Origin of the sequence: Paractinoplanes polyasparticus (assembly GCF_019710575.1) — a bacterium.
Classification (GTDB): Bacteria; Actinomycetota; Actinomycetes; order Mycobacteriales; family Micromonosporaceae; genus Actinoplanes; species Actinoplanes polyasparticus.
In genome coordinates this window covers 173187-186273 of sequence record NZ_JAHWFK010000008.1, presented here as the reverse complement: position 1 = coordinate 186273, position 13087 = coordinate 173187, and the positions used below count along the sequence as shown (strand labels likewise).

At 71.6% G+C, this 13087-nt stretch carries 15 protein-coding genes; 11 read left to right on the top strand and 4 right to left on the bottom strand.

Going from position 1 to position 13087, the window contains the following annotated elements; genetic code table 11:
* Positions 1–41: 41 nt before the first annotated feature.
* From KXC43_RS12550 to KXC43_RS50730, 3 genes are all read left to right on the top strand, one after another.
* On the top strand, positions 42–311 hold the full coding sequence (locus tag KXC43_RS12550) for a type II toxin-antitoxin system Phd/YefM family antitoxin (protein WP_221376183.1): 270 nt from the start codon (positions 42–44) through the stop codon (positions 309–311).
* A 16-nt stretch (positions 312–327) separates the two neighbouring features.
* Entirely contained in the window at positions 328–729 is a 402-nt protein-coding gene (locus tag KXC43_RS12545) for a type II toxin-antitoxin system VapC family toxin (RefSeq protein WP_255643937.1), read from the top strand.
* A 311-nt stretch (positions 730–1040) separates the two neighbouring features.
* Positions 1041–1388: a TlpA family protein disulfide reductase gene (locus tag KXC43_RS50730; RefSeq protein WP_308129060.1), complete on the top strand. Its 348-nt coding sequence runs from the start codon at positions 1041–1043 to the stop codon at positions 1386–1388.
* A 27-nt stretch (positions 1389–1415) separates the two neighbouring features.
* Here the strand turns inward: KXC43_RS50730 and KXC43_RS12535 are convergent, their stop codons facing one another.
* Positions 1416–2654 carry an MFS transporter gene (locus KXC43_RS12535; protein WP_221376180.1) on the bottom strand — a complete coding sequence of 413 codons (1239 nt, stop codon included), beginning with the start codon at positions 2652–2654 and terminating at the stop codon, positions 1416–1418.
* Between the two features lie 67 nt (positions 2655–2721).
* Between KXC43_RS12535 and KXC43_RS12530 the strand changes: the two genes are divergently transcribed.
* Together KXC43_RS12530 and KXC43_RS12525 are read left to right on the top strand one after the other, a co-directional pair.
* Positions 2722–3243: a MarR family winged helix-turn-helix transcriptional regulator gene (locus tag KXC43_RS12530; RefSeq protein ID WP_221376179.1), complete on the top strand. Its 522-nt coding sequence runs from the start codon at positions 2722–2724 to the stop codon at positions 3241–3243.
* 62 nt (positions 3244–3305) lie between these two features.
* A complete protein-coding gene (locus tag KXC43_RS12525; RefSeq protein ID WP_221376178.1) occupies positions 3306–3722 on the top strand; it encodes a DUF4395 domain-containing protein in 417 nt (138 codons plus the stop codon).
* 60 nt (positions 3723–3782) lie between these two features.
* On the opposite strand, the gene KXC43_RS12520 is transcribed toward KXC43_RS12525, so the two are convergent.
* Positions 3783–4451, bottom strand: coding sequence for a response regulator transcription factor (locus KXC43_RS12520; RefSeq protein ID WP_020512124.1), 669 nt, complete (start codon positions 4449–4451; stop codon positions 3783–3785).
* 7 nt (positions 4452–4458) lie between these two features.
* Positions 4459–6147: a sensor histidine kinase gene (locus KXC43_RS12515; protein WP_438870879.1), complete on the bottom strand. Its 1689-nt coding sequence runs from the start codon at positions 6145–6147 to the stop codon at positions 4459–4461.
* 89 nt (positions 6148–6236) lie between these two features.
* Here KXC43_RS12515 and KXC43_RS12510 point away from each other — a divergent pair, with 89 nt between their 5' ends.
* From KXC43_RS12510 to KXC43_RS12485, 6 genes are read left to right on the top strand one after another with little or no spacing between them, the layout of a single operon-like run.
* Positions 6237–6689 carry an SRPBCC family protein gene (locus KXC43_RS12510; protein ID WP_221376177.1) on the top strand — a complete coding sequence of 151 codons (453 nt, stop codon included), beginning with the start codon at positions 6237–6239 and terminating at the stop codon, positions 6687–6689.
* A gap of 22 nt (positions 6690–6711) precedes the next feature.
* Positions 6712–7815: a hypothetical protein gene (locus KXC43_RS53545; protein ID WP_221376176.1), complete on the top strand. Its 1104-nt coding sequence runs from the start codon at positions 6712–6714 to the stop codon at positions 7813–7815.
* Positions 7816–7839: 24 nt separating this feature from the next.
* Entirely contained in the window at positions 7840–8787 is a 948-nt protein-coding gene (locus tag KXC43_RS12500; protein WP_221376175.1) for an ROK family glucokinase, read from the top strand.
* Entirely contained in the window at positions 8787–9464 is a 678-nt protein-coding gene (locus KXC43_RS12495; protein ID WP_221376174.1) for an endonuclease/exonuclease/phosphatase family protein, read from the top strand. The genes KXC43_RS12500 and KXC43_RS12495 overlap by 1 nt, the downstream gene beginning before the upstream one ends.
* Before the next feature lie 25 nt (positions 9465–9489).
* Positions 9490–10833 (top strand): flavin-containing monooxygenase, encoded by a 1344-nt coding sequence (locus KXC43_RS12490; protein ID WP_221376173.1) that lies wholly within the window; start codon positions 9490–9492, stop codon positions 10831–10833.
* Complete coding sequence (locus KXC43_RS12485) at positions 10830–11615, top strand: alpha/beta hydrolase (protein WP_221376172.1); 786 nt, start codon at positions 10830–10832, stop codon at positions 11613–11615. The genes KXC43_RS12490 and KXC43_RS12485 overlap by 4 nt, the downstream gene beginning before the upstream one ends.
* On the opposite strand, the gene KXC43_RS12480 is transcribed toward KXC43_RS12485, so the two are convergent.
* Positions 11592–13037, bottom strand: a complete 1446-nt coding sequence (locus KXC43_RS12480; protein ID WP_221376171.1) for an alpha,alpha-trehalose-phosphate synthase (UDP-forming) — start codon at positions 13035–13037, stop codon at positions 11592–11594. The genes KXC43_RS12485 and KXC43_RS12480 overlap by 24 nt on opposite strands.
* Positions 13038–13087 lie beyond the last annotated feature (50 nt).

The window sequence follows — 13087 nt, the reverse complement described above, 5'->3', positions numbered from 1 at the left end:
TTTTCCGTTGTAGCGCTTTGTAGCACGACGTAAGCTTTTTCATGGCCGAGCCAGCACATCGCGAGATCACTCAGCGGGAGTTGCGCAACGACTCCGGCGTAATCATGCGCGGGGTTGAGCGAGGCGAGTCATTCACCATTACGCGAAACGGAACCCCGATCGGGCGGTTGATCCCGCTGAGAAGGCGAATCTACGTGCCGCGCGAGCACGTGCGTGCGGCGTTCGCCACGGCCGCCTTGATCGACGCCGATCGGTTCCGCGCCGATCTCGACGCCGACATCGACCAGGATCCGTTCGATCGTGATTGGTGAGTCGACCGTCCGCGGCTTGATCGATACCAATATCGTCATCCACCTGACCGCGCTCGACTTCTCGCTCCTTCCTGACGAGATGGTCATCAGTTCGGTGACTTTGACCGAGCTGTCTGCCGGTCCGCACCTCACCGAAGATCCAGCCGAACGCGCTCGGCGAATCAGCGTCTTGCAGCACACCGAAGCGACCTTTGATCCGCTTCCGTTCGATGCTGAGGGGGCTCGGGCCTATGGCGTGATCTGTGCAGCGGTCCGGGCGGCAGGCCGGACGCCCCGTCGGCGGATCGCCGACCTCATGATCGCGTCGGTAGCCGCAGCGAACCGCATTCCGTTGTTTACGACCAATCCTGATGACTTCGTCGGGCTGGACCGTTTGGTGACAGTGGTAGCGATTCCGCGGCCCGCAGTGGCCGGCTGACCGGCAATCCATGACGTCCGCGAGGCGCCGGCTTAGCTGACACGGCGGTGGCGTGTCACAGTAGGCCTATGGATCCGATAGGCCTTGGGGCGATCGCTGCGGTGCTGGTCGTCGGCGTTGTGGTGGGGGTGTGGCGTCGGCGCGGGGACGGGCGGCTGCGAGATGTGAGCCCGCTTCCCGTGGGTCTGTCGCGAGACGCGGATTCCGCGCGCGACGCGCCGGGGGTTGCCGAGCTAGCGTCGACCGTGGCCGGAGCGGATCGGAGTTCCGGGGCGGCCGGGTTGCGGGCGGATGTGCGTGAGGAGCCGGGTGTGATCGAGGGCGAGGGCGACCCGAGCGCTGCCGGTCAGCGGCTCGATGCGGGGCTGTTGCGCGAGCTCGGTGTCGGCGAGGCGCAGGCCACGCTCCTGCAGTTCTCGTCCGCCTTCTGCGCGCCCTGCCGGGCTGTGCGGCGGGTCAGCTCCGAGGTGGCCGCGCTGGTGCCAGGGGTCCAGCACGTCGAGGTGGACGCTGAGAGCCACCTCGACGCGGTTCGGGCGCTCGGGATCTGGCGCACGCCGACGCTGCTGGTCCTGGACGCCGAGGGCCGTGTCGCCAAGCGGGCCACCGGGGTCCCCGGTAAGCCCCAACTGATCGCCGCCCTCGGCGACGTTCTCTGACGGTCGCCCCCGGCGAGAGGGCGTGCGTCAGGCGCCGGTGGTCTCGATCAGCTCGGGTGGGCGGCCGGGGGCGGCCTGGTCCGCGGCGGGGGTGCGGGTCAGAGTGCGGGTGCCGGGGACGAGGAGCTGGGCGGCGGCCGCGAGGAACAGGACGGCGGCGCAGGCGGTAAGGACCTTGGAGGTTCCGTACGCGGCGGCCAGCGGGCCGGCCAGGACGTTGCCGACCGGCATGGCCAGGAACGACGTCAGGTAGTCCCAGGAGGAGACCCGGCCCAGCATGCGCTGGGGGACGTTGTCCTGGATGGCGGTCTCCCAGGCCACGTCGAAGAAGATCAGGCCCGCGTACCCGATGATCGCGCCCGCGATGACGGCGATCAGTTCGGCCGGCCAGACGTAGGCCAGGGCCCACAGCGGCATCAGCAGCAAAGTCAGCCAGCCCGCGCGCAGCAGGCGGCGGGGTTTGAAGCGCAGGGCGACCGCGGCGCCGATGAGACCGCCCAGGCCCTCGGCGGCGGCGATGAAGCCGGCGGCGGACGGGCCGCCCAGCCGTTCGATGGCGACCACCTGCACCAGCACGAGGATCACGCCGTTGGCGATGTGGTAGACCGTGGCGCCGAACAGGCCGAACATCAGCCAGTCGCGCCGGGCGATCTCGCGCCAGCCCGCGGCCAGTTCGCTGAGCATCGAGGAACGTTCGCCACGCTGGGCCCGGACGCGGAGCAGCAGGGCCGCCACCATCGAGGCCAGGAAGCTGAACGCGTTGACGGTGAAGCCGGCCGAGGCGCCGAACGCGGCCACGGTGACGCCGCCCAGCGCGGGGCCGGCGATCTGGCTGCCGGTCTGCAGCATGCTCAGGGTGGCGTTGGCCGACTGGCGCTTCTCGGGCGGGACGAGCAGCGGGCGCAGCGCGCTGAAGGCGGGATCGAAGAAGCTCGCGGCGCCGGTCGAGATCGCGGCCAGGGCGCAGAGCAGCACGAGGTGGTAGGCGCCGCCGAAGAACATCAGCGCCATGCCGCCCGCGGCGAGCAGACGTACGAGGTCGGACGCGACCATGACGTGCTGCGGCTGCAGACGGTCGGCCCACACGCCGCCGAAGAGCGTGCAGACCAGGCGGGCGACGATCGACGACGCCATCACCAGGCCGAGGTCGCCGGGGCCGCCACCGGCCAGGACGACGGCGACGGCCAGCGCCACGGTCTGGAAGCCGTTGCCGACCCAGGACAGGGTCTGCCCGGTGGCGAGCAGTCGGAAGTCGGATATCCGCATGGAGCAGAAACTAGTTCACCGTCTAACTATTAGCAATCTAAAAATCAGACGGTGGCATGATGGCGTCATGGCCCGGGATGACGATCAGGAGCAGGACAGCGTCGACCAGCACGTGGCGAGGTGGTCCGCCTTCTGGAAGAACGAGCCCGCCTTCGCCCCCGAGGTCGAGGGCGCCCTGGTACGCATGAACTTCATCCAGCGGGAGGCCCGCCGCGCCGACGCGGTCGCCTTCGCCGAGTCCCGGGAGCTCACGTCCGAGGACTACAAGACCCTGCACGTCCTGATGATCCAGCCGTGGCCGGTCGAGGCGACCCCGGCCCAGTTGGCCGAGGCGGCGAAGGTGACCAGGGCCGCCATGACGAGCCGGCTCGACCGGCTGGTCGCCGCCGAACTGGTGACCCGCGAGAACGACGAGACCGACCGTCGACGCGTGCTGATCCGGCCGACCGCGGCCGGGCGGGCGATGTGGAGCAAATACATCTTCGAGGGCATGGCCCGCGACCAGCGCCTGCTGCGTGCCCTCTCGCACGAGGAGCTGATCCAGCTCAACGGTCTGCTGCGCAAGGTGCTGCTCGACCTGGAAAGTTGACCGCGCCGCCCGTGATGCCTCTCACCAGGCCCTTCGCGGTTCGAGGTGCGACGCTGACACGCATGGAACTCGACCCTCGCGGTCAGCGCTTCGCCGCCACGCTGACCAGCGTCGTCCTCGTCGTCGTACTGGCAACCGGCTGGGGATGGCTGGCGCTGGCGCAGACGGTCATTTTCGCGATCACGGCGGCCGATCCGCGGCGGGGGCCGTACGCGTACTTGTATCGCGCTCTGCTGCTGCCGAGACTCGGGCCGCCGGCCGACCGCGAGCCTGTTCCGCCCGTACGATTTGCGCAATTAATCGGTTTTAGCTTCTTGGCTGTCGCGAGTGTCGGCTACCTCGCCGGGGTGACCACGCTCGGCGTCGTCTTCACCGCGTTCGGGCTGCTCGCGGCGTTCCTCAACGCAGCCTTCGGGCTGTGCCTGGGCTGCGAGGCCTATCTGGCGATCAAACGGTTGAGCCGCCCAACGAGGGCCTAGAAACGACGACACGCCCGGTGGGGGGACCGGGCGCTGACGTCGTGGTGGAGCGGGGAAGGCTCAGAACTTGGGTGCGTCGGGCGCCTCGAGCAGGCCGAGTCGCAGCGCCGTCATCAGCGCCTGGGCCCGGTTGGCGGCGCCCAGCTTCTCGTACAGCTTCGAGATGTGGGTCTTGGCCGTGGACTCCGACACGAACAGCTGCTTGGCGATGCCGGCCACGCTCATGCCGTCGGCCAGCAGGCGCAGCACCTGGCCCTCGCGCGGCGAGAGCTGCGGGCCCGAGGGGGCCAGCCGGCGTTTCATGGCCTCGGCCAGGTCGGCCGCCGTGAACGCGCTGGGTGCGGACGCCGCGTGCCGGGCCGCCGCGACAACCTCGTCGGCCGGGGCGGTCTTGGGCACGAACGCGCTGGCGCCGGCCTCGAGCGCGCCGAACAGCTGGTCATCGCCCGCATACATGGTCAGGACCACGATGCCCATGTTGGCGTTGTTCTTGCGGAGGGCCTTGGTCGCCTCGAGACCGCTGCCGTCGGGCAGCCGCAGGTCCATGATCACGACGTCCGGCTGCAGGGCGCCGGCCTGGCGGACAGCCTCGGCGGCCGTGGCCGCCTCGCCGACGACCTCGAACTGGCGGTCGCGCTCGAATGCGTGTCGCAGCCCCTTACGAATCAAGTCATGATCGTCAACAAGGAGGACCTTGGTGCGCGTCGTCGGCGCCGGACTGGTCGACATGCTCGGGTTACTCCCCTTCTGGAGCGGAAACGCTATTCCGCACGCTATCGCGCCTAGCGGAAGATCCCAGCACTACGGCAACGGTTGTCCCGCTGGGGTGTCGCGGCGTGATCTTCAAACGGCCCCGGATCCGTTCGGCCCGCTCGGCCATGATGGTCAGACCGTACCGACCGTCCGGGCGGTCGTCAGCAAAGCCCCGGCCGTCGTCCGAGACCTCGATCTCGGCGTACGGCGGGTCGACGGTGCAGGTAACCCACAGATTAGAGGCTCCGGCGTGCTTACGCGCGTTGGTGATCGCCTCTTGGGCGATGCGCAGCAGCTCGGCCTCGGTGGCCGCGGGCAGGCGCGCCGTCGATTCGTCAAAAGTGAAGTGCACCCGCAGGCCGGCCGAGGTGCCGAGGGTGCGGGCGTACTCGGCGATCGCGGCGGCCAGGCCACCGTTGCGATCCACCTCGGAACGCAGCTCGAACAGGCTCAGCCGCAGCTCGGTGATCACGCGGGTGACCTCGGCGCGCAGGGAGCGCAGCTCCTCAGCCGTCTCCTCGGCGCCCTCGGGCAGGGTCGCCTGCGCGTTGTCGATGCCGTAACCCACCATGACCAGCTCCTGCGCGACCCCGTCGTGGATCTCGCGGGCGAGCCGCTGACGTTCCTCATTGGTGGCCAGCGAGCGGACGTCGTCGAAGAGCAGGGCGGCTTCCAGCCGCAGGGCGGCGGCGTCGGTCACCCAGGTGACCTCGTTGACGGTCTCCTTCGGGTACGCGTTGGTGACGTCACTTTCCAGAACGACGAGCCCGATCGTGCGGACACCGGCGACCAGCGGGACGACCAGGGAGGAGACATCGCCACGGCGGCTCGACCGGGCCTGCGAGCGGCTGGCCGTCTGCGGCTGCTGGCTGGCCCAGGCGTCGGCGATCGCGGAGTCGGCGTCGAGCGTGACCTCCCAGTCGACGCGTTCGGCGCCGGTCTGGGCGAGCACGACGAGCCGGCCGCCGCCGCTGGCCGACAGCACGGCGGCCCGGTCGGACGGCTTGACCAGGCGCAACTCCTCGAGCAGGTGCTCCGAGATGCCGCCCGGGTCGAGGGTGGCGCCCGGCAGCGAGCGGGCCACACTGCGCAGCTGGGTGAGAAGGCGAGTGGCTTCCGCGTACGGCTGGGGGGTCGGTTCCGTCGGCTGCATGAACTGGCGCATGGTGTCGGCCGCGAACGTGATGATCGCGCCCAGCACCAGCCACTGACCGCTGGCCGCGAGGAAGCCGGGCTGCGTGATCGGGCTGACCTCGCCGACCAGGGTGCCCCCGACGACCAGCGCGACCGCCGCGACGCCGAGCAGGGCGGTGCCCTCGGTGGGGCGCCGGCGCAGCGCCGCGGTGAGCAGCGGCACGGCCAGATAGGGCAGGACGGCCTCGGCGCCGAAGCCCGCGTCCAATGTGTTGTTGAGGTCGCTGGCGACGGCGATCGACCCGGCCGCGAGGCCCGTGATCACCACCTCGGCGAAGCGGCCCAGCGGGGCGAAAAGGTGATGGTCGGGGGCGATGACCGCGGGCAGCGCGGCGACCGCGAGAAGGGCGATCCAGCCCAGCTGCGCGGGGTCGCCGGTGGCGATCAGCGTGAGCGCCGCGACCAGCGCGAGCATGACGATGCGCGCGGCCACCGCGAGCGGTTGGACGCGCGCGTTGACGTTGGCAAGGAGCGGCACCTGACGGATGGTAGCCGCCTGCCGACCATCTGGCTTCTCCGCCCGGCCCGGCCGCCGGGATTGTGGGTCATGGGAGGTAGCCTCCGTGCATGGCGGATACCTCGACGCAGTCGATCCAGGTCCATGCGCCCCTCGACCGTGTGGCCGCGGTGATCAGCGACTTCGCGCGCTATCCCGAGTGGGCCGAGGCGATGAAGCGGGTGGAGGTCCTCGAGGAGTACGAGGACGGCTACGCCTACCGCGTGCGCTTCGTCATCGACGCCGGGGTCATGGCCGACGACTACACGCTCGAGTACGCGTACGCCGACGACCTCTCCCGCATCGAGTGGCACCTGGTCGAGCCCTCGAAGACGCAGAAGTCGCAGCGCGGCTCGTACGACCTGGCCGAGGGCCCGGACGGGGTCACCACGGTGACCTACACGCTCGAGGTCGAGCTCTCGATCGGGATGCTGGGCATGTTCCGCCGGAAGGCCGAAAAGATGATCATGGACACGGCGCTGAAGCAGCTCAAGCGCCGGGTCGAGAGCCTTCCGGCCGAGTGAGCTGACAGGCGGGGAGGATTCGATGGCCGGATCAGCGCGTGAAGAGGCCGAGCGGCTAGTCGCATCGGTGCTGGCGCGGGCCGTGACGGGTCAGGTGTTCGGGGAGCGGTGGGCCACCGGCGAGCCGGAGTGCTGCGTGTGCCCGGTGTGCAAGGCCATCGCGGCCATGCGCGATCCGAAACCCGAGACGGCGGCGCGGCTGGCCGGCAGCGCGGGCGACCTGGCGGGGTCGGTCGCGGGCCTGCTGCGCTCGGTCTCGGCCGTCGTGGGCGAGCGGCCCCGGCCGGCGACGCCGCCACCGCCTCCGCCGGCGCCCAACGCCGACCAGGCGTGGTCCGTGGCCACCCGCGCGGCTCGGCCGGACGTCCATCCCGGGGGAACAGGCAGCCCCGGCCAGGCCGCCCGCGGCGAGTCCGGTGACGGCGAGCTCGACCGGCCCGGCCTCAACAACGCCGACGGCGCGTGGGCTGCGGCCACCAATGGCGGCAGCGGCGGGCGGGCGGGGGCTCAGGGCGACGACCCGTGGGCGGCCGCGACCACCGCCAGTGCCGCGAGCGCGGCCGCGGACTATGCGGCCGAGCTGGCCGAGCGGCGGGCGGCGGCGCTGCGGGCGGCCGCCGAGGCCGAGCGCCGGGTGGCCGAGGCCGCGGCCCTGGCCAAGGCGCGCCGCGAGGCGGCGAACGCGGCCCGCGAGACGGGCGACACGTCCTGGCCGGTGGCGCCGGGCGCCCGTAGCGCACGAAGGTTGGATGTGTGGGCGGCGGCGACCGCCGATGCGGGTGTTACCTCCGTGGCCTCGGCCGAGACGATGGATCATGATGTGGCGGGCGACGAGCCGTCCGGCATCGCGGGCGACGAGCCGTCCGGCATCGCGGGCGACGAGCCGTCCGGCATCGCGGGCGACGTGGCGCCGGCTGAGGCGGGCGGTGCAACGGCCGGTAGGACGGGCGAGGCGACGCTCGGTGAGACGAGTGGCGCGGCGCCGGGTAAGGCCGGACGTGTGGGGCCCGGTCGTTCGGGTGACGCGCGGACGGATGGGGACAGTGGTGAGGCGGCGGCCGGGGACACGGGCGCCGAGGGTGCCGGCGGGGCGGGCGACGAAGCCCGTGGCGACGGCGCGGCATAGCGAGCTTATGAGGGGACGGGCAGCGTGACGCTGACCATCGGAGTCGACGTCGGCGGCACCAAGGTGGCCGGTGGGGTGGTGGACGAGCACGGCACGGTGCTGGCTTCGAACCGCCGCGACACCCCTGCCGAGGACCCGGCCGGCACCCGCGACACGATCGTCGAGGTGGCGGCCGAGCTGGCGCGGGACTTCCCGCAGGCCACCGCGATCGGCATCGGCGCGGCGGCCTGGATCGACGCGGCCGGCTCCACCGTGTTGTTCGCCCCCAACCTGGCCTGGCGCGACGAGCCGCTGCGCGACTACGTGACCAAGGCCGTCGGCCTGCCCACGGTGCTCGAGAACGACGCCAACGTCGCGGCCTGGGCCGAATTCCGGTTCGGGGTCGCCCGGCACGCCGACTCCATGGTGATGATCACCGTCGGCACCGGCATCGGCGGTGGCATCGTGCTCAACGGCAAGCTGTGGCGCGGCGCCAACGGCATCGCGGCCGAACTCGGCCACATCCAGTCGGTGCCCGACGGCCACCCCTGTGGGTGTGGCCGGCTCGGCTGCCTCGAGCAGTACGCGAGCGGCAACGCCCTGGTCCGCTTCGCCCGGGCGGGGGCCCGGCAGGAACCGGAACGCGCCGCCAAGCTGCTGGAACTGGCCGGCGGCGACCCCCTGGCGATCACCGGCCGGCAGATCACCGAGGCCGCCCACGCCGGCGACGGTGTCGCCCGCGACGCGTTCGCCCAGATCGGCTACTGGCTCGGCGTCGCGATGGCCGACCTGGCGCAGAGCTTCGACCCCGAGATCCTGGTGGTGGGCGGCGGCGTGGTCGACGCCGGCGACCTGCTCATGGTCCCGACCCAGACCACCTATCGCGACCAGCTCAAGCAGCGCGGACGCTTCGCGGTGGCCGACCTCAGCGCGGCCGAGACGGGCAACACGGCCGGCGTGGTGGGGGCGGCCGACCTGGCGCGACGCGGCTGATGTCCGGCGCGCGCCTGCGGGTGGTCAGCTACAACGTCCACGGGTTGAAGGACGACCGGGCCGCCCTGACCGGAGTGATCCGGGAGCTCGCGCCCGACGTGCTGGTCGTGCAGGAGGCGCCGCGCCGGTTCCGCTGGCGGCACAAGTGCGCCGCCCTCGCCGACGACGTGGGCATGGTGGTGGCCGCCGGCGGGCTGCCCTCGCTGGGCAACCTGCTGCTGGTGAGCCTGCGGGTGGCCGTGCACGAGACCTGGTGCATGCGCTACCCGCTCACCCCCGGCCGGCACCTGCGCGGGGCCGCGTTCGCCCGGGGCTCGGTGCGCGGTGGCCAGTTCACCGTCTCGGGCTCGCACCTGGCCACCGATCCGGCCGAGCGGCCGGTCCAGGCGGCGCTCTGGAAGCAGGAGCTGAGCCGGGCCGAGGGGCCGGTCATCGCCGCCGCCGACCTCAACGAGGGGCCGGGCGGCGGGGCGTGGCGCACGGTCGAGGACGGGTTCGTCTCGTTCCGGGAGGCGCCGCCGACCTTCCCGGCCACGCTGCCCAACCGCCGCATCGACGGGATCTTCCTCACCCCCGACATCACGATCGAGAAGTACGAGGTCGTCGAGTCCGAGCAGGCCCGTCGCGCGAGTGATCATCTTCCCGTCGTCGCCGACGTGCAGCTCCCTTCCACCTGAGCGGCCGGTCTGACAATATCGCCGGGTGCCCGACACTCCCGACATAGCCGATCGTCGAGACGCCGTGTGCGTCATCGGGGCCGGCGCCAGCGGTCTCGCCGCGATCAAGAACCTGCGTGAGGCCGGTTTCGAGGTCGACTGCTACGAGCGGGAGACGTCGGTCGGCGGCGCGTGGAACTGGCGCCACGACCGCAGCCCGGTCTACGCCGGCACCCACTTGATCACCTCGCGGCCGCTGACCGAGTTCCCCGACTTCCCGATGCCGGACACCTGGCCGGACTACCCCGACCATCGGATGGTGCTGTCCTACCTGGAGCGTTATTCGGCCCATTTCGGGCTTGAGACGAATGTCTGGTTCGGCACCGAGGTGGTGTCGGTCGCGCCGGCCGGTGACGGCCGCTGGGACGTGACGACGCAGAGCACCGGCGGCGGCTCGTCGCGGGTGCAGCGGTACGCCGGGGTGGTCGTGGCCAACGGGCACAACTGGTCCCCGGCCCGGCCCGAGATCCCCGGCGACTTCCGCGGCCAGGTGATCCACTCGGCCCAGTACAAGGACCCGGCCCAGCTGCGCGGCCGCAAGGTGCTCGTGATCGGCGGCGGCAACACCGGCTGCGACATCGCGGTCGAGGCTGCCCAGCAGGCGGGCACGGTGTGGCATTCGACGCGGCGCGGCTACTGGTACGCGCCGAAATACCTCATCGGTCGCCCGGCCGACCAGGTCAATGACCGGATGCTGAAGCTGCGCCTCCCGCTGCGCCTGCGGCAGTGGCTCTATCGCCGGGCCGTCGCGCTGACCACCGGCGACCTGACCCGCTACGGCCTTCCGGCGCCGGATCATCAGCCGTACGAGAGCCACCCGATCGTCAACAGCCAGCTCCCGTACTACTTGGGCCACGGCCGGATCACGCCGGTGCCCGACGTGACCGCCTTCGACGGCGCCTCGGCGGTGCTGGCCGACGGCCGCCGCGTCGAGCCCGACCTGGTGATCACCGCGACCGGCTATCGTCCGCGCTTCGAGTTCCTCGCGCCCGAACTGCTCGACACCGCCGATGACGGGCGCCCCGACCTGCATCTGCACGCGTTCGCCCGCAAGCACCCGACACTGGCCGTGGTCGGGCTGGTGCAGGCCGACTTCGGGCTGTTCCCGTTGGCCCACTGGCAGAGCGTGGCGGTGGCGCGGTGGCTGCGGCTGCGCGTGACTGATCCGCAGCGCGCGGCCGCCGTACAGCAGAAGGAGTCGGTCCGCCCGGTCGCGAGCTGGTCGCGGCGCCGGGTGGTGCCCACCGCCCGCCACTGGTTCGAGGTCGACCACACCGACTACCTGCGGGCCGTCGAGGGCCTGCTGCGCGAGATGGAGCCGGTTTCGTGAGGTCGGGTTTGCTGCGCTTCGAGGACTGGACCGATCCGGTTCCGCCGGTCGAGCGTGAGGTCGTCTCGCTCACCGAGGACGCCCGGGCCGACCTGCCGCCGTTGCTCTTCGTGCCCGGGCTCGGCCACGGCGCGTGGGCGTTCGCCGACCACTGGCTGCCGCAGGCCGCGTCGCGTGGCTACGCGGCCCATGCGGTCACCCCGCGGCCGGGCGGTGACCTGCGGGCCCACGTGCACGACGTGGTGCAGGTGGCGGCGTCCCTGCCGCGGCAGGCCGTGCTGGTCGGCCAGGGCGCCGGCGCGCTCGTGGTCGCGTACGCGATGGGCCGTTACCCGGTCCGGGCGGCGGTGCTCGCCGCGCCGGTGATGGACGGCTGGCCGACGCTGGGGGCAGCGCTGCGGATCAATCCGTTCGGCACGCTGCCGGCGCTGTTCGGCGGCCGCCTGAGGCTGAGCCGCAAGCAGCTCTTCGGCCCCGAGATGCCCGCCGAGGACGCCCAGCAGCACCTCGACCGCATCGTCGCGCGACCCCGGCGCGAACTGGTCATGCACGACCCCGCTCCGCGCCCGGTCGGCGATCCGCCGGTGCTGGTGATCGGCAGCCCGGACGACCGGGTCGTGCCGCGGACGTCGCTCGATCGCACCGCCACCCGCTACGGCGGCGCGCCGCTGCTCTTCCCCGGCATGGGCCACGACCTGATGCTCGACGTCGCGCGGGCCGAGCCGATCGAGGCGATCCTCGACTGGCTCGACAAGACCCTAGGAGACCAGGGGACGAGCTAGGTCGAGCTCGGTGAGGTAGGCGCGGGCCCAGGCGTGGATGTCGTTGGCGGTGATGTAGGCGCGCATCGCCTTCATGCGGGCGGCGAGGTCGGCCGGGTCGGCTGCCAGGGCGTGCAGCAGCGTCTCTTTCAGGCCGTCGACGTCGTGCGGGTTGACCAGGAAGGCGTCTTCCAGCTCGGCCGCGGCGCCGGCGAACTCGCTGAGCACCAGCGCGCCGGTGTCGTTGCGCCGGGCCGCCACGAACTCCTTGGCGACCAGGTTCATGCCGTCGCGCAGCGGGGTCACCACCATGACGTCGGCCGTCTGGTAGAGGGCAGCCAGGTCGGCCCGGTCGAACGGCTGGTTGAGGTAGTGGATGGCCGGTTCGCCGACCCGCCCGTACTCGCCGTTGATGCGGCCCACCTCGCGCTCGATGCGGTCGCGCAGCCCCCGGTAGTTCTCGACGCGCTCGCGGCTGGGCACGGCCACCTGCACCATCACCACGTCGCGCACCTTGACCAGGCCGTCGCGCAGCAGTTCCGAGTACGCCGTGAGCCGGTGCTCGATGCCCTTGGTGTAGTCGAGGCGGTCGACGCTGAGCAGCACCCGCTTGTGCGAGCCGAGGTCGCGCTGCAGGCGGCGGGCCTGATTCACCACGTACGGCCGGGCGTTGAGCGACCGCATCTCGGCCACGTCGATCGAGACGGGAAAAGCGCCGGTGCGCACGATACGTTGGCCTTCAGTCCGGTTATGGGTGGCGGGCGGGGCGGCTGGACTGGCGTCCATCGTGATCGCGTCGTCGGCGCCGTGGGCGCCGAGCAGTTTCGCGGCCAGCTGGGCGACGTTGTGGGCCGCCTGGGGCCGCTGGAATCCGACCAGGTCGGCCCCGAGCATGCCGCGCAGCAGCTCGAGCCGGCGGGGGAGCTGCATGAACAGCTCGGGCGGCGGGAACGGCACGTGCAGGAAGAAGCCGATCACCACGTCGGGCCGCATCTCGCGCAGGAGCTGGGGCACGAGCTGAAGGTGGTAGTCCTGCACCCAGACCGTGGCGCCCGGCTCGGCCACCTCGGCCGCGGCCTCGGCGAAGCGCCGGTTGACCGAGCGGTACGTCTCCCACCAGCCCCGGTCGAACACGGGCTGCTCGACCGCGTCGTGATAGAGCGGCCACAGTGTCGAGTTGGCGAAACCCTCGTAGTAGCCGCGCAGTTCGTCCTCGCTGATCGACATCGGACGCAGCCGCAGCGTGCCGATGTCGGGCAGCCGGGGAGCCTCACCGATGGTGCCGCTCCAGCCGACCCAGGTGGCCGGGGTCTGTTCGAGGATCGCGTGCAGCGCACCGGCCAGGCCACCGGGACTTCGGCGCCACTCGCACGCTCCGTCCGGCGCAACGTTGTCATCGAGCGGGAGACGGTTGGCCACGACGACCAGCGAGCTCTGACGCATCACCGAAGGTTATCGGATGGCTACTGGCAATCAGAGCGACGGCCATCGAT